Genomic DNA, 22,030 nt, shown 5'->3' on the forward strand with positions numbered 1-22,030 from the left:
GGCTCTATGGCCTCAGCACCAGGCGGTGTGCGGTCTCGCCGGGCAGGAAAGGTAGCGGCTCGCCGGCCAGCCAGGCGGCGTGGTCGCCGCGATAGAAGGGCGACAACGGATGGCCGCTCTGGCCGGCGGGAATGACGAGGATGCCCCGCTCCTCGTGGCCGGGCGAGACGACCATGCGCTCGCTCTGCCCGTGGCCGTGGTTGTGCACGCGCGGCATGTGGCTGTCGCCGGCCATGGGCGTCTGCGGCATGTCCAGCCAGCGCGACAGCGCCGGCAGCGCGGCCGACAGCGGGTGGTTGACGCCACCCGCGTTCTCCGCGCCCCAGGTGGCCGCGGCGAGGCTGCCGAACTTGGTGAGCAGCTCGGCACGGCTGTCCAGAACGGCACGCTGCAGCAGCCCGTCCCAGCCGGTGGCGCCACTGGCCTGCTGAGGCAGCTGGTCGGCGCGGCTGGCCTGGATGAGCGCCCAGGCCGGCGTCTCGGGCACGAACGCCAGGTCGCGCAGCTTCACGCCCCCCGCCTCCAGGCGCGCGGCCAGCGGCGCGAAGAGGGTCTTGAGTGTCTGCTCGCGGAAGGCTCGCACCAGCAGATAGCCCACCGCGTCCGGACGCGCAGCCTCGGCACTGCGCTGCACCTCGGCGAGGTAGTCGGCCAGCCCGTTGGCGGCAACGAACTGCGGCGTCAGCACGCGCTCCAGCAGCAGAGTGCGCCAGCGGGCCAGCATCAGCGCGCGCTGGTCCAGCTGGATCGCGTGCAGCGCCGTCTCGTCGAAGCGCTGATGCGCGCGCAGGCCGTCGCGGATCTGCTGGGCTCGGGCGCCAAGGTCGTAGCCACCGTTGCCCAGCAACTTGAGCGCGTCGCCACCGATCATGCGCGAGTTGGCCGTCCACAGCCGGCCGTCGGCAGGGTCCACCAGCCGCGGCTGGGCCTGGGCGTCCAGATAGCCCTGCCAGCGCGCGCGGCCGTCGCTCCAGTCCTGCGGCACGGCCATGTCCTCCACGCCGACCCGCTGTGGCATGGCGCCCATCACCGTCCAGGCGATGCGCCCGCCCGCGTCCGCGACGACGAGGTTCTGCGCCGGCATGCCGGCGCCCGCCGCCAGCCGGACGGCTTCGTCCACATTGGCGGCGGACTCCATCTGCAGCAGGCGCAGGTTCATGGCCACTGCGTCATGCGCCACCCAGCGCAGCGCATAGGCTTGGCCAGGCGGCGCCGGCTCGGGCATCACCGGCCCCCACTCGCTCTCGCGCACCTCGAAGTCCAGTGCGGGCCGGCCGGCGATCTCGATCTTCTCGACCGTGCGCAGCAGCGGCTTGTCCTCACCGCCACTGCGGTAATGCTGGCCGTCGGCGCTCAACCGCAGCGCGATGACGTCGGCCCAGTCGGAGGTGGTGTTGGTGAAGCCCCAGGCCACATGGCCGTTGCTGCCGGCCACGATCAGCGGAGCGCCGGGCAGGCTGACGCCGGCGACGTCGAACGCGCGGCCGTCATGCTTCCACCGCAGCCGCGCCTTGAACCAGGTTCCCGGCACGCGCAGGCCGAGGTGCATGTCATCGGCCACGATGGCCCGGCCATCGGCCGTGAGGCGCCCGGCGACGGCCCAGTTGTTGCTCCCGATGTCGCGCGCATCCGTCATGCCGCAGTCGCTGCACGCCACCTTGGCGTCGCGCAGCCAGGCCGGCAGCGGCGAGTCCGGCAGCGGCACGGCCTGCACGCGACTGTCGTCCAGCGCGGCCTGCCAGTCGGCGCTGTGCTGCGTCAGGAAGGCATACCAGTCCGCCGGCACCGCCTGCTTGAGCAGCCCGTTGGCGATGTCGTCGCGCCCCTGGCCGCGCTGCAGGTCCAGGTACATGCCGTAGGCCACCAGCAGCGAGTCCGCCGGCACCCAGGGCCGCGGCGCCTGGCGCAGTAGCAGGTATTCCGGCGGCCGCACCGACAACGCCGCCAGGCCCGCGTTGACGCCGGCCGTGTAGGCCTGAACCAGTGCCGCCTCGTCGCTTGCCAGCGTGGCCAGCACGGCCTCGGCCCGGTGGCGGAAGCGGTGCAGCCGGCGCGCCTTGTCCAGCGGCAAGGCCTTCTCGCCCACCAGCGCGGCCAGCTCTCCGGCGGAGTTGCGCCGCATCAGGTCCATCTGGAAGAAACGCTCCTGCGCATGGGCGAAACCCAGCGCCCGCGCCACGTCGACGCGGCTCTCTGCGGTGATGGTCAGGTAGCCGCGTGCGTCACGCTGCAGCTCGGCCGGCGCGGCGAGCGCCGGCAAGGCGCGCTCGCCGTCGAGCTGGGCCAGGCTGCCGCGAAGCGCCAGCCACAACGCCAGCGCGGCGAGCAGGATGAGCAGCAGCAGGCCGCCAAGGAAGCGCTTGAACCATGTCATCAGAATGTCCCCGGGTAGCTGCCGCCATCGAGCAGGATGTTCTGGCCGGTCAGGTAGCCGGCCTGGGCGCTGCACAGCATGGCGCAGATGGCGCCGAACTCCGCCGCCGTGCCGAAGCGCTGCGCCGGGATGGCCGCGCGGCGCTTCGCGGCCACGTCGTCGACGCTGGCGCCCGTCCTGGCCGCGCCGGCAGCCATGGTCTTCTTCAGCCGCTCGGTGTCGAAGGCGCCGGGCAGCAGGTTGTTGATCGTCACGTTGGCACCGGCCAGGCGCGGCTGGCGGGCCAGGCCGGCGACGAAGCCGGTCAGTCCCGAGCGTGCGCCGTTGGACAGACCCAGCGTGTCTATGGGCGCCTTGACGGCGCCCGAGGTGATGTTGACGACGCGCCCGAAGCCCCGCGCGGCCATGGCGTCCACGGTGGCCTTGATGAGCGCGATGGGCGCCAGCATGTTGGCGTCCAGCGCCGCGATCCACTGCTCGCGCTCCCAGTCGCGGAAGTCGCCGGGCGGCGGGCCGCCGGCGTTGTTGACGAGGATGTCGACCCGCGGGCAGGCCGCGAGCGCCGCCGCGCGGCCTGCGGGCGTGGCGATGTCGCCGGCCACGGCGCGCACCTCGACGGCAGGGTTCAGCGTGCGCAACGCCGTGGCCGTGGCCAGGAGCTCCGCCTCGCCCCGCGCCGTGACGACGACGTTGACGCCCTCGCCCACCAACGCCTCGGCGCAGCCGCGGCCCAGGCCCTTGCTCGCGGCGCACACCAGCGCCCAGCGACCGTTCAAACCCAGATCCATAGCTGCCCCTCAGACACGGCGATAGCCCACATCATCGCGCGGCCGGCATGGCGCGTCGGCCTAACGCCAGAACTTGCCGTCAGGACCCACGATGGAGACATCGGTGAACTCGAGGCCGCCGTGGTCCTTCTCGCTGTAGTGCACCTGCAGGCCGCCGAGGTCGATGCGTGCGCCGTCCAGCGCCTTGGCGAAGCCCTCGCGGCCGATGTCCTTGCCGCCGACGCGCTTCAGCGCTTCGACGACCAGCTTGGCCGCGGCAAACCCCTCCAGCTGGGCTGGCGTCAGCTCGCTGCGGCCGGCCGCCTTGGCCAGGCCCAGCGCCTCGCGTACCAGCGGGTTGGCCGTGGAGCGCTCATAGGGCAGGAGCTGGGTCACGATGACGCCGCGGGCGTTGTCGCCCAGCTGCTTCACGAAGTCGCTGGAAGCGTTGTTGGACAACGTCGCGACATGGGCCGTGGAACCCGCCGCGCGCAGCGCGTTGACGCCCTCGACGACGGCATAGGCCGGCCCGATCAGCACGATGGCCTCGATGCCGGCCTTGGCGATGGCCTGCATCGTCGGCGCCAGCTCTGGCTTGTTGCGGTCGAAGCGCAGGTGGGATTGCGCACGCAGCTTGACGTCGTCCAGGCCCTTGATCGCGCCCTTGCCGGCGTCGTTGCCGAAGGGGTCGTTGACCTGAACGATGGTGATGCGCTTGACGCCTATGCTGGCCAGGTGCTTGACGGCGCGCTCGGCCTCGCGTTGGTAGCTGGCGCGCAGGTGATAGACCCAAGGCTGCAGCGGTTCGCGCAGGCTGATGGCGCCGGTGGCCGGCGCGACCAGCGGCAGCTTGTTGTCCTTCAGCACTGGCAGCATGGCCTCGGTGGGGCCGGTGCCGCGGCTCAGCATCAACGTCAGCACGCCCTGGCTGGCCAGCGCCTTGGCGGCCGCTGCCGCGGTCGCCGGGTCGTACTTGTCGTCCTGCGTGAGCAGCTCGATGCCCTGGCCCTTGATGCCGCCCTGGGCGTTGATGGCGTCGAAGTACAGGCGCGCGCCGTCGGCACTCTCCTGCACGATGCCGGCCGCCGGCCCGGAGAACCCGGCCACCATGCCGACGCGCAAGCTCTGCGCAGACGCAGCATCCGTCCCGACGCAGGCGGCGAGCAATGCCGCCAGGCCAACCCAACGCTTCACTGTGTATCTCCAGGCCAAGCGCCGCCGGGGCGCTTTTCTGGCGGCGGATTTTGGCGCCGCCCCACCCGCCCCCGGCAGCCCCGCGGCCCCGGTAAAAACCCGGGCTCCGCCACGCCCGAATGCGCATTTGCACCGCTTTTGCCGCGGCCTACACTCTCCCCCGCCTCGCCCGCACCCGTCGCGGGCAGCCCACGCCGGAAAGCCCCTTGCCGCCGCCCGCCACTGCCCTGCCCGAGATGCCCGCGCCCATGTTTGGCTGGCCTCGCAATTCGCTGACCTTCGCCGTCGTGCTGGCCCTGCTGCTGGGCCTGCTGCTGCCGACGACGGCCGTGCTGCTCTACGACAGCCAGAAGACGCGCGCCACGGCAATGGAGGAGCTCAAGCGCGACCTGTCGCGCGCGACCGAGGTGATGGCGCTGTCGCTGGCCGAGCCGGTCTGGCAGGTGTCGCCCGACCTGGCCGACCCCATGGTCAAGGCGCAGATGGATGACCCGCGCTTCGTCTCCGTGCAGGTCGTCGAGCCGGCCTCCTCGGCGCCCTTCCTGTCGCAGCAGCGCGCCGGCGACTCGACCGACGACGACCTGGTGTTGAGCCAGACCCGCCCCATCCAGCGCGACGGCCGCGAGATCGCCAAGCTGACGGTGCACATGAGCGCCGCGCCACTGCTGGAGGCCAAGCGCGCCGAGGTGTGGCGAACCGTCTGGCGCAGCGGGCTGACGCTGACGCTGTCGCTGGTGCTGATGCTGTGGGTGCTGCAGCGCTATGTGCTGCGGCCGATGACGGAGCTGACCGGCGCCGCCGAGGCGCTGGCCGCCGGCCGGCTGGAGCAACCGCTGCATGTCGGCGGCGCGGACGAGATCGCGCGCGTCGGCGTCGCGATGGAGCGCATGCGCCAGGCTCTGCTGTCGGCGTTCGAGGCACTGCGCCAGCACAACCTCAACCTCGAGGAGATGGTGGCGCAGCGCACAGCCGAGCTGACGGCCAGCAACGCCGAACTGTCCGAGGCGCTGCAGACGCTGCAGAAGGCGCAGCGCGAGCTGGTCGAGTCGGAGAAGCTCGCGTCGCTGGGACGGCTGGTGGCCGGCGTCGCGCATGAGCTGAACACGCCGCTGGGCAACGCGCTGACCGTCGTATCGGCGCTGGAAGACCGCTACCGCCAGCTCGAAGCGCTGCTGGGCGGCGGTGTGCAGTTGCGTCGCAGCACGCTGGAGGACCTGGCCCGCGACACGCGGCGCGGCCAGGACATCCTGCAGCGCAATGTGCAGAAGGCCGCCGACCTGGTGCGCGATTTCAAGCAGGTGGCCATAGACCAGACAGCCGACCTGCGGCGCGACTTCGACCTGGGCAAGGTCGTCGACGATGTGCTCGTCATGGTCGAGCCCAGCTTCAAGCACACGCCCTTCGTCATCGACACCGACCTGTGCCGCGGCCTGGCGATGAACAGCTACCCCGGCGCGCTGGGGCAGGTGCTGACCAACCTGCTGATGAACGCGCTGCTGCATGGCTTCGAGGGCCTGGCGCAAGGCAGGGTTCGCGTGCATTGCGCGCGGCTCAGCGACACCGAGGCCGAGCTGAGCGTCATCGACGACGGCCGCGGCATGGACGAGTCCGTGCGGCGGCGCATCTTCGATCCCTTCTTCACGACCAAGCTCGGCACCGGTGGCTCGGGCCTGGGCATGCACATCGTGCACAGCATCGTGACCAACGTGCTGGGCGGCCAGATCGAGGTGCGGTCCGCGCCCGGCCAGGGCACGCAGATGCTGATGCGCCTGCCATTGGTCGCGCCGCAGCGCACCGGCGGCTAGGCGCCGACGGCACCTTACTGAGACGCGCTGGAGGCCGGGCCGGAAGTGGCCTCCACGGCCGCCGCCGCCGAAGCCGCCGGCTCATGGCCGGCTGTCACGTCGTGCTTCTCGCCGCTGAGGTCGATGTTGCCGCCGCTCTTGGTCAGGATGTACAGCGCCAGTGCGGCAAAGGCGATGAAGCCAACGATCAACTTCCACATGCTCGGGTCTCCGGGTTTGAACTGGGCGGAATTCTGCGCAGCGAGGCTGACGCTCAACTGATGGCGCACCTCGGCATAGGGGGCTTCCGTCATAGGAAGCACCCCTGCCGCACCACCCGGCATGCGGGTCCGCACCGGGCGGTTCGAGAGCTTGAGGTCATGAGCGCCGGGGCACGCCCAACCGGTCGAAGTAGCCAATGGTCAGTACCGTCTTGAGCAGTCGGTCCCTGTTCTTCCACCAGCGTCGGCTGTTGGCCTCGGCGGCCCCGCTACCCGGCTACTGCGACCTCACTCCGGCTCAAGCCATCGCTCTTTCAGGCGTGAGGCGAGGACTCCCCAGGCAATTGCGCACTCCTTCATCGCACAACCGCCGCATCTACGCCGCTTCGCCTTGGTCGCAAGAGCTTCGTGGTCTTGGGCCCACTCGCCCTGCTCGGCAGCGCCTTCCATGCGGTTCTTGTTCATCGGCTCGCGATTCGCGCTCCACGCTTCCTCCCCACATCCGGTCGCCCTCGTGCAGTTGCGCTTCACTTCGCTCGCTGTGACCGGCTCGCGGGAGGGCTTGCACCTCCAGGATGTGCGCCCATGCTGGGCGCACCCAACGAAAAAGGCCGGCGATGCCGGCCTTCGGTTCGTGCCAGCCGGCTTGCAAGCCGGCTGGCCCTTCGTGGGGCGTGGGACGGGCCTCAGGGCCCGCCCCGGCCATCACTCAGTCCTTCGCGTAGATGTCCACGTCCTTGGTCTCGCGGACGAAGAGCAAGCCGATGACGAAGCTCATCGCGGCGATGACGATGGGGTACCAGAGGCCGTGGTAGATGTTGCCGTTCTGCGCCACCATCGCGAAGGTGATGGAGGGCAGCATGCCGCCGAACCAGCCGTTGCCGATGTGGTACGGCAGGCTCATCGAGGTGTAGCGGATGCGGGTCGGGAACAGCTCGACGAGCATCGCGGCGATCGGGCCGTAGACCATGGTCACGTACAGCACCAGCACGAACAGGAGGGCAACGACCAGCGGCACGTTGGCCTTGGACATGTCGGCCTTGGCCGGGTAGCCGGCTGCCTTCATCGCGTCCGCCAGGTCCTTCTTGAAGGTGGCGACGGCCTTGGTGCTGGCTTCGTCGAACTTGTGCTCGGTCAGCTTGGTCGCCGTGGGCACTGCGATTTCCTTGTCGCCGACGCGCAGGACGGTCTGTGCACCGGCCGGGGCCTCGACGGTCTCGGAGCTGGCCGAGGACTGGGCCAGGGCACGCTTGGCGATGTCGCAGGCACTCGTGAAGTCCACCTCGCGCGCCCAGGGGCTACCCTGGAAGGAGCAGTTGGCCATGTTGGTGCTCAGCGTGACCTTGGAGGTCGCCTGGGCACGGGCGAGGTCGGGGTTGGCCGCCTCGGTCAGCGCCTTGAACAGCGGGAAGTAGGTCACCGCAGCGAGCAGCAGGCCGGCCATGATGATGGGTTTGCGGCCAATCTTGTCGGACAGCGTGCCGAAGATGACGAAGAACGGCGTGCCCAGGATCAGCGCGATCGCGATCCAGATGTTGGCGGCGGCGGCGTCGATCTTGAGCACCGACGTCAGGAAGAACAGCGCGTAGAACTGGCCCGAATACCAGACCACGCCCTGGCCGGCCACGAGGCCGAAGAGGGCCAGCAGCACGATCTTCAGGTTCTTCCACTGGCCGAAGGACTCGGACAGCGGCGCCTTGGAGGTCTTGCCCTCGGCCTTCATCTTCTGGAAGGCAGGCGACTCGTTCATCGACAACCGGATCCACACCGAGATGCCCAGCAGCAGGATGGAGACGATGAAGGGCACGCGCCAGCCCCACTCGCCGAAGTCCTTCTCGCCCAGCGAGGTGCGCACGCCGAGGATGACCATCAGCGACAGGAACAGGCCCAGCGTCGCCGTAGTCTGGATCCACGACGTGTAAGCGCCGCGCTTGCCGTGCGGCGCATGCTCGGCCACGTAGGTGGCCGCGCCACCGTACTCACCGCCGAGGGCCAGGCCTTGCAGCAGACGCAGGCCGATCAGGATGACCGGGGCCGCGGCGCCTATGGTCGCGTAGGTGGGCAGCACGCCGACGATGAAGGTCGACAGGCCCATGATCAGGATGGTGACCAGGAAGGTGTACTTGCGGCCGATCATGTCGCCCAGGCGACCGAACACCAGCGCGCCGAAGGGGCGCACGATGAAGCCGGCGGCGAAGGCCATCAGCGACGCGATGAACGCCGCCTGGGGGTCCAGCCCCGAGAAGAACTGCTTGGCAATGATGGGTGCCAGCGAGCCGTAAAGGTAGAAGTCGTACCACTCGAACACCGTGCCCAGCGACGAGGCGAAGATGACCTTCTTCTCCTCGCGGGTCATCGGCGTCGACGCGGAACCTGCAGTTGCATTTGCAGTCGCAGTTGCCATGAAAAGTCTCCGTCTGTAGTCGGACCGCTCCACGGCGGAACAGCCCTTGCGACAGCACTATTCACGTGCCCTCTGACCCCGTTCTGACGCGATTCTGAATCGAGGCTGACAAACCCCGCAGAAACCCGTGGCGATCGTTTCTCAATGCGAGAACCGATGCCGCTCACGGGTAAATCCTGAGACGATTCGCGTCAGCCTGGGACGCTCCCGACGGCGTGGAGCAACGCCTCTCAGTGCTTTCTCGTGATGCCCGGGCGCGGCTGGGCTGTCTGCTCCCAGACGCCGCTGCGGAACCAGGGGTCGCCATCCAGCGCCGCACGCAGCATGGGCAGCGCGTCCTGGCCCCAGAACAGGCGGCCCTCGAACTCCACCGTCGGCACGCCGAAGACGCCCAGCGCCAGCGCGCCTTCGGTCTCGCTGCGCAGGCGCTGCTTGACGGCCTCGCCCGCCGGGTCCTGCGCGGGAGCGAGACGCTCCGCGAGCGCGGCCAGGCGCGCCGCGTCGTTGGCATCGGCGCCAGCGCCGCGCCAGACATGATGGAAGAGTTGCTCGACGACCCAGCGCCCCGGCGTGTCACCCGGCTGCCCCTGCGGCGCCGCGCAGGCCCAGCCCAGGCGCAGCAGCGGCAGCGGGTTGAACGGGTGCTGGGCCGGCGGGTCCAGCACCACGCCCTGGCTGTGCGCCAGCCAGGCCACCTGACGGAAGGTCCAGCGCCGCTTGGCCTCGATCTCGGCCGGCCCCTTCTGCCCCAGCGCCTGCAGCAGCGCCGCGAACAGGATGGGACGGTAGACCACCTCGACGCTGTGCCCGGCCAGCGCCTCGGGTAGGGCCTCGAAGCCCAGCGCCGCATAGGGCGAGATGGGGTCGAAATAGAAGGTCAGCCGCTTCATCGATCCTGTTCCTCGCTGTGGGGCCAGGGGCCCAGCCACAGGCCATGGCGGTGCATCTCGACGCGGCGCTCGGGCAGTTGGTCCAGGATATGGCGCTGCACGGTCTCGGGCGCGCCGCCCCAGCCGGCGATCTCGTTGATGCTGCGCGCGCAGCCGCGGCACCAACCGGTCGCCGCGTCCATCTGGCAGACGTTCACGCAGGGTGACGTCGAGGCGGGTTTCACGCCTGCACCACGTCGATGACGGGGGCCCCGGTCAAGGCCTCCAGCTGCGCCGGCGTCAGCTTGAAGACGCCGTTCGGATGGCCGGCCGCAGCCCAGATGATGTCGAAGCGGAACAGCTCGCGGTCGATGTAGAGCTGGGGCGCCGCGAAGCCGGCAGCGGGCGCGAACCCGGCCGGCGACACCCCGCCGATGGAGAAGCCCGTCCGGGCCTTGACGAAGTCGGCGTCGGCTCGGCCCAGCGCGCCGGTGTGGGGCTTGAGCTTGGCCTCGTCGACGCGCTTGTCGCCCGAGGTGACGACGAGCACGGCCCCGTCCTCAGCCCCGTCGGCCTTGCGCCGAAATACCACGCACTTGGCGATCTGGCCCAGCGTCACGCCCAGCGCGTCAGCGGCCTCCTGAGCGGTGCGGGCCGCGACGTCCAGCCACAGCGGCCGGTGCGGGTGTGCGAGCGCCGCCAGTGCGGCGCTGACGCGCTGGAAGCCTTCGGGGCGGGTATCTGTGTCAGCCATGGCCACCATTGTGGCGCGGCCGGCCCTCAGTCGCGGTCCTTGCCGTGGCCCTTGCCATGCTTCCTGCCGCGGTCCTCGCCCTGGTCGTTGTCGTTCTGCGGCCGGGCGTAGCGCTGCTGGTACCAGTCCTCGCGGACGAAGTAGACCGGCACGTCGCAGGCGTTGTAGCGGGCGCAATGCTTGGCCCAATGCTTCTGGTGGCCGGGCGGGATGCGCATGTAGACGGGCTCGACATGCCCGGGCCGGCGCTGCGCCCAGACGGGCTGCGGCAGCACGACGGGCGGCGGGGCGACGTTGCCGACGTCGATGCGGCCGTAGAAGCCCGGCTGGCCGATCTGCACGGACACGCCGACGTCGGCGGCCGGGGCTGAGGCCGCCAGCAGCGCCAGCGCGGCGAGCGGGAGGATCTTCTTCATGGCTGCTCCTTCTTCAAGGAGTGGGCAGCGTGAACTCGAAGTCGTAGAAATGCTGGTGGCCTTCGACGCGTATACCCATGCGGCCCGAGAGTCCGGCGAGCGCGCCGGTGCCGGAGTCTGGCACGACGGTGATGAGCAGCGTCGGCTGGCCGCGGTCCATGCGGCCATGATGAACGAGGGCAAAGCTGCCCTCGCGGCCCAGCAGCGTGCCGGTCACCGTCTCCAGCGCCACATAGGCGGCCGAGCCGGCAGTGCTGCCATGCGTGGCCAGCATCTGGCCGGCGCCGCGGGCCTCGAGGGCGCCGCGATATTGCTTGTCGAGCAGCATGCGGCCGATGGCGGGGCTCTCGCCCTCCGCGTCACGGGTCGTCATGCCGACGCTGAATTCGCCGCTGATCGAGGTCATCGCCGTTCTCCTTGAAGCCGCGGCTTCGATTCGACCACGCGCGGCGACTCGGCGGCCAGCGGCGTGAACAGGGGGTGGGCCACGCGCACCGGCACGACATCCAGCCGGGCGCCGAGCACCGTGTAGTCCTCGCTGCCCAGCAGCGCACTGCACCAGCCGACCGTACCGGGGCCGCGGCGCAGGCGGAACTCGAAGCCGATGTCCGGCAGCGGGTCGCAGGGCCCGGGATTGGCCCGGTAGGCCAGGCCGCGCACCTCGGCCGCCGGGCCGTCCAGCAGCTGGGCGAGCGCCTGGCGGATGCATCCGTCACCGAGGATGTCGAGGAAGTAGCGTTCGGGCCGCTGGCGCGGCAGGAAGCCGGGAGCGGCCGGCTCGATACGCGGCTCACGTAGCTTGTGCGCGGCGGGCAGCGTCTCGCCGCTGGCGAGGTCGTGGCGATCGCCCTGGTCCAGATAGGCCAGGCGGGCGCCGCGCAGGTTGAAGGCCGGCAACTCGACATCGCGGGTGGCCTCGCCGAGGTCGACGAGGACGGCGCCGCTGCCGCCAATGACCTCCAGCCGCGTGCCCTTGATGACGACCGCGGCGTTCTCGTCGACGCCCAGGCCGAAGCGGCAGCCCAGCGCCTGCAGCGCCGGCAGCATGCGCCCGATGCGGCCGCGCTTGAGGAAATGCTGGTCGACGAGGAGCTCGGGCAGGACGAAGCCGAAGCCGCGGTCGTACTCGAGGCCGGCCCGCCACTGGCCGCGCAGCACAGCCAGGTTGTCCATCGCGTCGCGGAACATCAGCCGGCTCATGACGGCCGCGCCGGCGCTGGTGCCCGCGATGACTCCGCCGGCCGCGAAGACGGCGCGGATGGCGTCCAGCATGGCGGTCGGCTGGCCGCCGGGCTGCAGCGTGTCGACGAGGTACTCCTGGGCGCCGCCCGAGAAGAACACCGCCCTGCAGGCGGCGACGCGCGCGATCAGCGCGGCGTCGTTCAGCGTTGCCGCCAGGTCCACGCCTTCAAGATGCGGCGCGAGCGGCACCGCCTCGGCGCAGGCGCCGCAGCGGTTCAGCGCCGCGACGATCTGGGCCGCGATGCGCACGGGCTCATGCGCCGCCGTCGGGAACACCGCAATGGGCGCGCCGGCGCCGCCGGCTTCGTCGACGATGCGCTGCCAGACAGCATCACTGTCGGTTCTGAGCGCACCGCCGATGACGACGACGGTGCCGGCTTGGGAAGGGCTGTGCAAGATGGATGCGAAAAGGCGGAAGTCGCAGGCCTGTCATCTTGGCAGGCCTGCGCGAGATTCGACAGCGGGTCAGGCCCGAGAAAACGCAACGCTTGTGACCAGGCGCTGCACAAATCTTCAGGGGCCCGACGGGGCCGGCGTCGACGCCGCGGGCGCCGCGGAGGCCGGCTTGGCGGGCCCGGTCCAGCCGCCGTACAGCGGCATGGGCAGGCGTACCGGGCTGATGTCCAGGTAGAGATTGGTCACGGTGAACTGCTCGCCACCGAACTCCTCGGTGCTCCAGCCCAGCGAGTCCGAACCCTTGTAGACGCGGAACAGGAAGCCCAGTTCGGCCAGCGGGTCGTGGGTGCGCGGCAACGCGTCGAAGGCCAGGCCCTTGAACTCGCGGCGGTAGCTGTCGATGAGCCGCGTCATCATGTTGGAGATGGTCGAGTCGCCCAACATGTCCAGGGACAGGTAGTCCTCGGTGTAGTAGGCGCGGAAATTGGGCGACTCGGCATCGTGCAGTTCGCCGCGCAGCTTCGGCGCCGACGGTGTCGTCGAGCGGGCCCGCAGGTGGTAGCGGTCGCCATGCTCCAGGTAGCTGATCCGCGCACCCCGCACATTGAAGGCACCCAGCGTGGGGTCGGTCTCGGCATCGGTCAGGTCCACCATCAGTGCACCCCGGTCGCCGATGACCTCGATCTCGTCGCCCCGGATGATGGCTGCGGTGTTTTCGTCCACGCCCAGGCCCAGCTTGTAGCCCTTGGCCATCATCAGCGGCACCATGCGGCCGATGCGCCCCCGCTTCAGAAAGTGCTGGTCCACGAACAGCTCGGAGCCGACGAAGCCCAGGCCGCGATCCACCTGCTTGCCGTCGACGATGCGGCCCTTGAGGATGTTGATGCTGCTGGGCGCATCGCGGAACATGATGGTGCTCATGATGGCCGCACCGGCAGAGGTGCCGGCCACGACGCCGCCCTTGCGGTAGACGTCCCAGATGGCCTCCAGCATGGGCGTGCTCTGGCCGCCGGGCTGCAGCACGTCGACGATGCGCTCCTGCGTGCCACCGGTGAAGAAGATGCCCTTGGCTGCCTTGACCTTGGCAATCAGCGCCGGGTCGCGCACGACCTTGTTCAAGTCCACCCACAGGAACTTGGGCGCCACCGGCAGGGCCTCGGCCACGGCGCCGCGGCGCTGCAGCAGGTCCACCACCTGCTTGGCGCTGGCTTCGGGATCCTCGCTGGCGGTACCGAAAACGACGAAGCGTGCCCCCTTGCCACCAGCCAGCTGCACGATGCGCTGCCAGACCTCCTCGTTGTCGGCCTTCAGTGCGCCACCTATGGGCACGGCATAGCCGCGGATGGCCGGCTCAGCCTCGGGCAGTGGCAGCAGCGCGCCGGACGGTGCCGACGCCGCAGGCTTGGCGGGCGCGGGCGCGGGCGACGTCACGCGCGGCGACGCAGTCGCGGCCGCCGGGCGCTGCAACCTGGCGCCCGGCGCCGCGCTCGACGCCGGCGACGTCGTCGGGGGGGCCGCCTGCACGCCCAGGGCCATCGCCACCGCCGCCACGCCTGCCCAGATCCATGCCCTCATGCCTACATCCCTCCTTGCTCAGACCGCACATCATGACAGAGCGCCGATGACGATCGGCCCCTCATTAGAACGGCGGCGGCGTGGCGCCGGCGAGACGAATCCCTCCCAGGCCTTCCGGCAGCTAGCGCCACCATGCCTAGACTCGCGCGAAAACTGGAGACCCGATCATGAGACCCCACCGCCCTTCCCGCCTCGCCGTCGCCGCGACCCTGCTCGCCCTGAGCTGCGCCGCCCAGGCCCAGTCCTCGCTCGAGCGCGTCGAGATCACGGGCTCCGCCATCAAGCGCATCGAGGGCGAGACCGCGCTGCCGGTGCAGGTGATCACGCGCAACGAGATCGACAAGGCCGGCGTGACGACGGCGGCCGAACTGATCGCCCGCCTCAGCGCCGGCACCAACAACCTGACCGACGGCGTCAGCATAGGCACGGGGGGCTTTCGGGACCAGATGGGCTTCAACGCCGCCAACCTGCGCGGCCTGGGCGTGTCGTCCACCCTGGTGCTGTTGAACGGCCGCCGCATGGCGAACTTCGCCTCGCCCGGCGACTCGGCCGGCGTGGACCTGAACAGCATCCCCGCTGCTGCCATCCAACGCGTGGAGATCCTGCTGGACGGCGCGTCCTCGCTGTACGGCTCGGACGCGATCGGCGGCGTCATCAACTTCATCACGCGCAAGGACTTCCGGGGGCTGGACATCAGCGCGCTGGCAGGCAACACCTCCGAGGGCGGCGCCAACAAGCGCGCGGCGACGCTGGCGGGCGGGTTGGGCGACTACGGGCGCGATGGCTTCAACATCATGGGCGTGCTGGACGTCCAGACCACCAGCACGCTCAACGCCAACCAGCGCAAGTTCATCAAGGCGCTGGACATCCCCGGCAACCTGCCGGACCAGCTGTCCAGCTACAGCTTTCCGGGCAACATCCGCCTCTCGAACTACCAGCGCAAGCTGCTGATCGCCGACGGCTTCAAGACCAACGGCAAGACCGTCATCAGCTCCCGCACGGTGAATCCGGCCGCGGCGAGCGGCTGCGCCCCCGAGAACGGCAGCCTGTACCTGCCCGCGGGCATAGGCGGCGTGGACGGCTGCACCTTCGACTTCATGCGCGACATCGAGCTCTACCCCAAGTCGCGCAAGGGCAGCCTGTTCACGCGCGGCGTGCTCGACCTCGGCGGCGGCCACCAACTCTTTGCCGAGCTGTCGCTGGCCCACGCCCGCACCTTCTACTCCGGCACGCCCAACCGCATGGACGTCGACCTGGACGTGTCCATGGTGCCGGCCCTGCGCAGCAGCGCGCTGGCCGCCCCGGGCGTGGACCCGGAAGACCGCATCGTCACGCTGCGCACCCGCCTCGTCGAGGCCGGCCTGCGCACCAGCGAGCTGGTCGCCACGGCCAACCGCTTCGTCATCGGCACGCTGGGCACGCTGGGCGGCTGGGACTATGAATGGGCCTACAACCACAGCACCAGCAAGGTGTCCGACCGCGACAGCCAGGGCTATCTGAACGAGCAACTGGTCATGGATGGCTTCACGGCCGGCACGCTCAACCCCTTCGGCCCGTCCGGCGCGGCCGGCCTGGCGCTGTACGAGAAGGCGCAGATCCGCGGCGAGGTGCGTCACGCCACCGGCACCATGGACAGCCTGGACTTCAAGATGTCCAAGGGCCTGATGCCGCTGGCCGGCGGCGACCTGGCGCTGGCGCTGGGCGGCGAGCTGCGGCGCGAGAAGCAGAACTACCACCAGTCCGACGCGCTGAAGGCTGACAAAATCCTCGGCGAGAGCTCGCAGGGCCCGGACTCCGACTTCGGCCACTCGCGCAACCTCGGCGCGGTGTTCGGCGAGATCAGCGCACCCATCACCAAGCAGCTGGAGCTGCAGGCCGCGATGCGCTACGAGCGCTACCAGGTCAGCGGGGGCGCGCTCAGCCCCAAGGTGGGCCTGAAGTACGTGCCCATGCCCGAGCTGCTGCTGCGCGCCTCTCTGGGCTTGGGCTTCCGTGCGCCCAGCATGTCCGACCTGTACCGGCCGCTGACCACCGGCAGCGCGGCCGTCGTCGTGGACCCGGTCTGCCTGAAGGCCGACCCGAGCAACACCGTCACCGACTGCTCGGAGGGTTGGGGCACCTATAACTACAGCAACGCCAAGCTCAAGCCCGAGAAATCGCGCCAGTTCTCGCTGGGCACCGTGTTCGAACCCCGGCGCGGCGTCAGCATGAACGTCGACTACTGGAACATCCAGAAGAGCAACCTGATCAGCACGCTGGGCGTGGACGTGATCCTGTCCGACCTGGACAAGTACGGCGCCCTGGTGCATCGCTACTGGGACGCCAAGCTGCCCGCGGATTGCCAGCGCCGCTACGACCCCGAGGACTACACCATCTGCGGCATCGACCTGATCAAGGAGAACCGCGGCAAGCAGAAGATCTCGGGCCTGGACCTGGGCCTGGCGCTGAGCGGCCTGAAGACTGCGTTCGGCGAGTTCGGCCTGCGCCTGAACGGCACGCTGACGCTGCAGTCCAAGCAACAGACCGGCGACGGCGACCCCTTCGTCAGCAACCTGGGCCGCTTCGTCAACGACGGCGCGGTGCAGCGCTGGCGCCACACGGTCAGCGCGGACTGGGCGCAGGGGCCCTACGCGCTGACGCTGTCCAACAGCTATCTGTCGGGCTACACCGACCAGCACATCATCGGCAAGGACGATCGCAAGGTGGCGGCCTACTCACTGTGGAACCTGTCGGCCGCCTGGGAGGCCACCAAGTCGCTGACGCTGCGCGCCGGCGTGCAGAACCTCTTCGACAAGGCGCCGCCGTACTCGCAGCAGGCCTACTTCTTCCTGGTCGGCTACGACCCGAGCTACACCGACCCGCGCGGCCGGTACGGCTACGTCAGCCTGCGCTACGCGTTCAGGTGACGATGTCGCGCACCCAGTCCGGCAGGGCGATGGCCCTGTCGGTCTGGGCGTCGAACCACAGCGTCGTCGCACCGCCCTCGGCGTAGATGACGCCCGCATCGTCCGCGCGCTCCAGCGTGATCCAGGTCTCGAAGCTGGTGCGACCCGGGTCGCTGACGTAGTGCCTGGCGATGACCTCGCCCGGCACCTTCAGCTGGCGGTAGAAGTTGCAGAACGCGTTGACGATCACCGGCCCCTGCCCGCCCGGGTTGGGCGGCGCGCCTATGGAGGCCAGCCAGTCCACCCGCGCCATCTCCAGGTAGCGGAAATACAGCGTGTTGTTGATGTGGCCCATCGCGTCCATGTCGCCCCAGCGCATCTGGATGCGCAGCTCGAAGGTCAGCTTCTTCTCGGCCGGGACGGTGTACCTCATGGCGTGATGCCGAGCTCGGCTGCCATGCGGTCGACGAGGCTGCGCAGCGACGCGACTTCGGCCTTGAGCGCCGCAAGCTCGACTCTCTGCAAGGCGACTTCCTCGTCACGAGGTGCCGCGACGGACGCCGCCTGCTCGGCGGAAGACACGGGCCCGCATAGCAGATGCGCCCAGCGCGCCTCGCGTGCACCCGGGGCCTTGGCCAGCTTGATCGCGAACGGCTGTTCGCGCGCGGCCAGCTCGTCGAGGAAGCCTTCGACGGAGGACACGTCCGCGAAGCGGTGCAGCCGCTCTGTGTTCTGCCGCAGCTCGGCGGCCGTCTGCGGGCCGCGCAGCATCAGCTGCGTCAGCAAGGCCATCGCGGCGCCCGGCACACCCAGGCCGCGCGCGAAGTTGTGCTCGTAGCGCAGCACGCGACTGCCGCTGACGGTGTTGACGAGACTCAGCGACTTCAGCTCCTCCACCGTCGCCAGCACCTCGGCCTCGCTCACGTCCATGACCGGGTCGCGCGCCGTCTTCTGGTTGCAGCCGGCGGTCAGCGCGTTGGCCGACAGCGGATAGCTGTCCGGCACGGTGCTTTCCTTCTCGACGAGGACGGCCAGCACGCGCGCCTCCAGCGGGGTCAGGTCTCGCTTCGACATTCAGACTCCAAACCCGTCATCGGCCTGGATGACGGCACCGTTGATGAAGTGGCTCTCGTTGGCGCACAGCATCAGCAGCGCGGTATCCAGGTCCTGGGGCTGTCCCACGCGCTTGCGCGGCAGCAGCTCGACGAGCTCGCGGCCCCGCTCCGTGTCCCACATATGGTGGTTGATCTCGGTATCGATATAGCCCGGGCAGATGGCATTCACGTTGATGCCATGCTTGCCCCATTCCAGCGCCATCGCGCGCGTCATGTGGATGACTGCGGCCTTGCTCATCGCGTAGACGCCGATCTGGCCCAGCACGCGCAGGCCGGCCATGGAGGCGATGTTGACGATGCGCCCGCCGACGAAGGAGCCCGGTGCGGCGCCGCGCGCCCGCGCCAGCATGCGCTTGCCCACCTCCTGCGCAACGAAGAAGGCACCGCGCGTGTTGGTATCCATCACATAGTCGTAGTCGTTCTCGGTGACGTCCGTGAGGCGCTGCGTCGTGCCGACGCCGGAGTTGTTGATCAGGATGTCCAGCGTGCCCACCTCGGTCTCGGCATGGGCCACGGCGGCCTTGATGCTTGCCACGTCGGTCACGTCCAGCTGCACGACGTGGGCATCGCCGCCCTGGCCCTCGATCTCGGCGCGCAAGTCCTTCAGCCGCTCGACGCGCCGGCCCGCCAGCACGACGCAGGCGCCGGCCTGGGCAAGGGTCTTGGCGAACTGCGCACCCAGGCCGCTGGATGCACCGGTAACGAGGGCCACGCGGCCCTCGAGGTTGATGGAGTAACTCATGGGACTGCCTTGTGAGTGGGTTGCGGCCATCCTACCGGGCCAGCGCTCGCGCGCTAAAAAAGCACGGTCGTTCGATTCGTAACCTACCCTCTCTAGAATCGCGCGCAATTCAATACGGTCGGAGACCCACATGACGTCCGAAGCAATCCTGGCCCAGTTCGGCCCCCGCGAGTCCATGGAGTACGACGTGGTCGTCGTCGGCGGCGGCCCGGCCGGCCTGGCCACGGCCATCCGCCTGAAGCAGCTCAGGCCCGACGCCAGCATCGTCGTGCTGGAGAAGGGCTCGGAGCCCGGTGCGCACATCCTGTCCGGCGCCGTCATGGACCCACGCGCCATCACCGAGCTGTTCCCGAACTGGAAGGAGCTGGGCGCGCCGCTGAACCAGGCCGTGTCCGGCGACGACGTGCTGTTCCTGAGCGAGACCGGCAGCTCGCGCACGCCCGATTTCCTCGTGCCGCGCAACTTCCACAACCATGGTTGCTACGTCATCAGCCTGTCCGACGTCGTCAAGTGGATGGCCCAGCAGGCCGAGGCACTGGGCGTCGAGATCTTCCCGGGCTTCGCAGCCGCAGAGGTGCTCTATGACGAGCAAGGCCGCGTGAAGGGCGTGGCCACCGGCAACATGGGCCTGGGCAAGGACGGCGAGCCCACCGACCATTTCCAGCTGGGCATGGAGCTGCTCGGCAAGTACACCGTGTTCGCCGAGGGCGCGCGCGGCCATCTGGGCAAGCAGCTGCTGGCCAGGTACAAGCTGACCGAAGGCAAGGATACGCAGACCTATGCCATCGGCATCAAGGAGCTGTGGGAGATCCCGGCCGACAAGGCCCAGCCCGGCAAGGTGGTGCACACGGCCGGCTGGCCCATGCAGGGCGACACCTTCGGCGGCGGCTTCCTTTACCACCTGGAGGGCAACAAGGTCACGCTGGGCTTCGTGATCGGGCTGGACTACGACAACCCCTACCTGAGCCCGTTCGAGGAAATGCAGCGCTGGAAGGCCCACCCGGCCATCCGCGCCCACATCGAGGGCGGCAAGCGCATCGGCTACGGCGCCCGCGCAATCAACAACGGCACGCCGCAAGCACTGCCCAAGACGGTGTTCCCGGGCGGCTGCCTGGTCGGCTGCGACGCCGGCTACCTGAACGCCGCCCGCATCAAGGGCAGCCACGCGGCGATCAAGAGCGGCATGCTGGCCGCCGAGGCCCTCGCTCCTGCGCTGGACGCCGGCCGCGCACAGGACGAGCTGAGCGCCTACCCCGAGGCCTTCGAGAAGAGCTGGCTCAACGAGGAGCTGCAGCAAACCCGCAACTTCAAGCTCTGGTTCAAGAAGGGCAAGACCACCGGCCAGCTGATGACTGGCATCGAGCAATGGCTGCTGCCCAAGCTGGGCGTCAACAGCCCGCCATGGACGCTGCACAACCACAAGGCCGACCACGAAGCCCTGCGCCCGGCCGCCGAGTGCCAGCCCATCGCCTATCCCAAGCCGGACGGCAAGCTGAGCTTCGACCGCCTGTCGTCGGTGTTCATCTCCAACACCAACCACGAAGAGAACCAGCCGGCCCATCTGACGCTGAAGAGCGATGCGGTGCCGGTGCAGGTCAACCTCGCGAAGTACGCAGGCCCCGAGAGCCGCTACTGCCCGGCCGGCGTCTACGAGTTCGTGCCCAACGAGGCCGGCGGCGGCGAGCGCCTGCAGATCAATGCGCAGAACTGCGTGCACTGCAAGACATGCGACATCAAGGACCCGACGCAGAACATCGTCTGGGTCACGCCGGAAGGCGGCGGCGGGCCCAACTACGCCGGCATGTAAGCTCGCGGCCTTCCCGGAAGGAGTGGCGGCATGGCAGGCGGCAAGATCAGGGTCGGGATCGGCGGCTGGAACTTCGAGCCCTGGCGCGACAACTTCTACCCCAAGGGCTGGCCGCAGGCGCGGGAGCTGGAATACGCCAGCCGGCGCTTGACGACCATCGAGATCAACAGCACCTACTACGGTGCGCAGAGGCCCGCCACCTTCGCCAAGTGGCGTCAGGAATCGCCCGAGGGCTTCATGTTCTCGCTCAAGGCCATCCGCTTCGCGACGCAGCGGCGCGTGCTGGCCGAGGGCGCGGACTCCATCCGGCGCTTCATCGACTCGGGCATCGCCGAACTGGGCGACAAGCTGGGCCCCATCGTCTGGCAGCTCGCGCCCACGCACCGCTTCGACGCCGCCGACCTGACGGCCTTCCTGGAACTGCTGCCCGGCAGCGTCCAAGGGCTGCCGCTGCGCCACGCACTGGACGTTCGCCACGCGAGCTTCCAGTGCCCCGAATACCTGGCGCTGGCCAGGACATACAAGGCGGCGACGGTGTTCACCGAATCCGACGACTACCCGCCCATCGCCGAGGCGACGGGTGACTTCGTCTACACGCGCATCATGCGCACGCAGCAGGAGGAGCCGCTGGGCTGCCGGCCCGAGGTGTTCCCGCCGCTGGCCGCGGCGGCACAGGCCTGGGCCGGGGGCGGCGAACCGGGCGGCCTGCCGCGCATCGAGCCGCCCGCCGCGGCGACGGCGCCGCGCGACGTCTTCGTCTACTTCATCAGCGGCGCCAAGGCGCGCGCACCGCACGCGGCCATGGCGCTGCGCCGCGCATTGGGCGAAGACCTGCCTGCCTAAGGCTCCAGCCGCGCCATCCACTCGGCAGTAGCACGGTCCTCGGCGCGCTCGGAGGCGGCCAGCGCCTCGCGGATGCGCCGGCGCTCCACGGCGGCGCGGTTCTGGCTCAGCTTCAGCTTCAGCTCCCAGTGCGTCACGCGGATGCGAAAGCCGACGATGGCGCCGAGCATCTTGTGCTGATAGTCCTCAGGCAGGCCACCCCACTGCTCGGCGTACCCGGGCTCGAAGCGGCCGATCAGCCGCTTCAGCAGCGCGTCCTTTTCGGCCGCGCCGTCGACGAGCTCGACGTCGCCCTCGGCATGCAGGGCCGCGTAGTTCCAGGTCGGCACGTTCAGCTGGCCGTCGTAGTGCTGCGGACTCACATAGGCGCCCGGGCCACTGAAGACGGCCAGCACCCGCTTCTGCTGCGCCAGCCAGCCCCAGTGCGGATTGGCGCGTGCCATATGCCCTTCCAGCAGCAGGCCCTCGGCAGGCGCCGTCGCGACCAACGGCAGATGGCTGCCGAAGCCCCGCCCCTGCGCATCCGGGCCCAGCAGCAGGGCCAACGGGTGCTCGGCGACAAGGCGCAGCGCATGCTCGAGGTCGGTGGATTTGAAATGGGCGGGCAGGTACACGGCGGCTCCTTGGCAGGCGGGCTCCTAT

Annotated in this window: 21 protein-coding genes; 4 read left to right on the forward strand and 17 right to left on the reverse strand. The window is 69.5% G+C overall.

Going from position 1 to position 22,030, the window contains the following annotated elements:
• Positions 1-4: 4 nt before the first annotated feature.
• From JOY88_RS17630 to JOY88_RS17640, 3 genes are read right to left on the reverse strand one after another with little or no spacing between them, the layout of a single operon-like run.
• Complete coding sequence (locus JOY88_RS17630) at positions 5-2,374, reverse strand: penicillin acylase family protein (protein WP_293503933.1); 2,370 nt, start codon at positions 2,372-2,374, stop codon at positions 5-7.
• Positions 2,374-3,162 carry an SDR family oxidoreductase gene (locus JOY88_RS17635; protein ID WP_293503934.1) on the reverse strand — a complete coding sequence of 263 codons (789 nt, stop codon included), beginning with the start codon at positions 3,160-3,162 and terminating at the stop codon, positions 2,374-2,376. Before JOY88_RS17635 ends, JOY88_RS17630 begins: the two co-directional genes overlap by 1 nt.
• Before the next feature lie 60 nt (positions 3,163-3,222).
• Complete coding sequence (locus JOY88_RS17640; RefSeq protein WP_293503935.1) at positions 3,223-4,335, reverse strand: ABC transporter substrate-binding protein; 1,113 nt, start codon at positions 4,333-4,335, stop codon at positions 3,223-3,225.
• Between the two features lie 248 nt (positions 4,336-4,583).
• Here JOY88_RS17640 and JOY88_RS17645 point away from each other — a divergent pair, with 248 nt between their 5' ends.
• Positions 4,584-6,140 (forward strand): sensor histidine kinase, encoded by a 1,557-nt coding sequence (locus JOY88_RS17645; protein ID WP_293503936.1) that lies wholly within the window; start codon positions 4,584-4,586, stop codon positions 6,138-6,140.
• A 14-nt stretch (positions 6,141-6,154) separates the two neighbouring features.
• Here JOY88_RS17645 and JOY88_RS17650 read toward each other — a convergent pair whose 3' ends face one another.
• From JOY88_RS17650 to JOY88_RS17700, 10 genes are all read right to left on the reverse strand, one after another.
• Positions 6,155-6,433: a hypothetical protein gene (locus JOY88_RS17650; RefSeq protein ID WP_293503937.1), complete on the reverse strand. Its 279-nt coding sequence runs from the start codon at positions 6,431-6,433 to the stop codon at positions 6,155-6,157.
• 195 nt (positions 6,434-6,628) lie between these two features.
• A complete protein-coding gene (locus JOY88_RS17660) occupies positions 6,629-6,805 on the reverse strand; it encodes a hypothetical protein (RefSeq protein WP_293503938.1) in 177 nt (58 codons plus the stop codon).
• 244 nt (positions 6,806-7,049) lie between these two features.
• The gene (locus JOY88_RS17665; RefSeq protein WP_293503939.1) at positions 7,050-8,744 is read right to left on the reverse strand and encodes an MFS transporter; all 1,695 of its coding nucleotides are present in this window, start codon (positions 8,742-8,744) and stop codon (positions 7,050-7,052) included.
• Between the two features lie 230 nt (positions 8,745-8,974).
• On the reverse strand, positions 8,975-9,634 hold the full coding sequence (locus tag JOY88_RS17670; protein ID WP_293503940.1) for a 2-hydroxychromene-2-carboxylate isomerase: 660 nt from the start codon (positions 9,632-9,634) through the stop codon (positions 8,975-8,977).
• Positions 9,631-9,816, reverse strand: coding sequence for a DUF1289 domain-containing protein (locus JOY88_RS17675; protein ID WP_524539233.1), 186 nt, complete (start codon positions 9,814-9,816; stop codon positions 9,631-9,633). The genes JOY88_RS17670 and JOY88_RS17675 overlap by 4 nt, the downstream gene beginning before the upstream one ends.
• 38 nt (positions 9,817-9,854) lie before the next feature.
• Complete coding sequence (locus JOY88_RS17680; RefSeq protein WP_524539230.1) at positions 9,855-10,376, reverse strand: YbaK/EbsC family protein; 522 nt, start codon at positions 10,374-10,376, stop codon at positions 9,855-9,857.
• A 17-nt stretch (positions 10,377-10,393) separates the two neighbouring features.
• Positions 10,394-10,783: a hypothetical protein gene (locus JOY88_RS17685; RefSeq protein WP_293503943.1), complete on the reverse strand. Its 390-nt coding sequence runs from the start codon at positions 10,781-10,783 to the stop codon at positions 10,394-10,396.
• A gap of 13 nt (positions 10,784-10,796) precedes the next feature.
• Entirely contained in the window at positions 10,797-11,189 is a 393-nt protein-coding gene (locus JOY88_RS17690) for a DUF3224 domain-containing protein (protein ID WP_293503944.1), read from the reverse strand.
• A complete protein-coding gene (locus JOY88_RS17695) occupies positions 11,186-12,421 on the reverse strand; it encodes a cyanophycinase (protein WP_293503945.1) in 1,236 nt (411 codons plus the stop codon). Before JOY88_RS17695 ends, JOY88_RS17690 begins: the two co-directional genes overlap by 4 nt.
• A 117-nt stretch (positions 12,422-12,538) precedes the next feature.
• Positions 12,539-13,996: a cyanophycinase gene (locus JOY88_RS17700; RefSeq protein WP_293503946.1), complete on the reverse strand. Its 1,458-nt coding sequence runs from the start codon at positions 13,994-13,996 to the stop codon at positions 12,539-12,541.
• A gap of 167 nt (positions 13,997-14,163) precedes the next feature.
• On the opposite strand from JOY88_RS17700, the gene JOY88_RS17705 reads away from it, so the two are divergent.
• Positions 14,164-16,902: a TonB-dependent receptor gene (locus JOY88_RS17705; RefSeq protein ID WP_293503947.1), complete on the forward strand. Its 2,739-nt coding sequence runs from the start codon at positions 14,164-14,166 to the stop codon at positions 16,900-16,902.
• Here JOY88_RS17705 and JOY88_RS17710 read toward each other — a convergent pair.
• Genes JOY88_RS17710 through JOY88_RS17720 form a run of 3 tightly spaced genes read right to left on the reverse strand, consistent with a single transcriptional unit; the run spans position 16,895 to position 18,738 of the window.
• A complete protein-coding gene (locus JOY88_RS17710; protein ID WP_293503948.1) occupies positions 16,895-17,314 on the reverse strand; it encodes an acyl-CoA thioesterase in 420 nt (139 codons plus the stop codon). The two genes, JOY88_RS17705 and JOY88_RS17710, sit on opposite strands and share 8 nt — an antisense overlap.
• A complete protein-coding gene (locus JOY88_RS17715) occupies positions 17,311-17,955 on the reverse strand; it encodes a YceH family protein (RefSeq protein ID WP_293503949.1) in 645 nt (214 codons plus the stop codon). The genes JOY88_RS17710 and JOY88_RS17715 overlap by 4 nt, the downstream gene beginning before the upstream one ends.
• Positions 17,956-18,738 (reverse strand): SDR family oxidoreductase, encoded by a 783-nt coding sequence (locus JOY88_RS17720; protein ID WP_293503950.1) that lies wholly within the window; start codon positions 18,736-18,738, stop codon positions 17,956-17,958.
• 130 nt (positions 18,739-18,868) lie between these two features.
• Between JOY88_RS17720 and JOY88_RS17725 the strand changes: the two genes are divergently transcribed.
• Both JOY88_RS17725 and JOY88_RS17730 read left to right on the forward strand, forming a co-directional pair.
• Positions 18,869-20,545: an electron transfer flavoprotein-ubiquinone oxidoreductase gene (locus JOY88_RS17725; RefSeq protein WP_293503951.1), complete on the forward strand. Its 1,677-nt coding sequence runs from the start codon at positions 18,869-18,871 to the stop codon at positions 20,543-20,545.
• A gap of 30 nt (positions 20,546-20,575) precedes the next feature.
• Positions 20,576-21,388 (forward strand): DUF72 domain-containing protein, encoded by an 813-nt coding sequence (locus JOY88_RS17730; RefSeq protein WP_293503952.1) that lies wholly within the window; start codon positions 20,576-20,578, stop codon positions 21,386-21,388.
• Here JOY88_RS17730 and JOY88_RS17735 read toward each other — a convergent pair.
• The gene (locus JOY88_RS17735; RefSeq protein WP_293503953.1) at positions 21,385-22,002 is read right to left on the reverse strand and encodes an FMN-binding negative transcriptional regulator; all 618 of its coding nucleotides are present in this window, start codon (positions 22,000-22,002) and stop codon (positions 21,385-21,387) included. The two genes, JOY88_RS17730 and JOY88_RS17735, sit on opposite strands and share 4 nt — an antisense overlap.
• Between the last annotated feature and the right edge of the window lie 28 nt (positions 22,003-22,030).

This window comes from Roseateles sp., from assembly GCF_019237615.1.
In the GTDB taxonomy this organism is placed as follows: Bacteria; Pseudomonadota; Gammaproteobacteria; order Burkholderiales; family Burkholderiaceae_C; genus Pelomonas.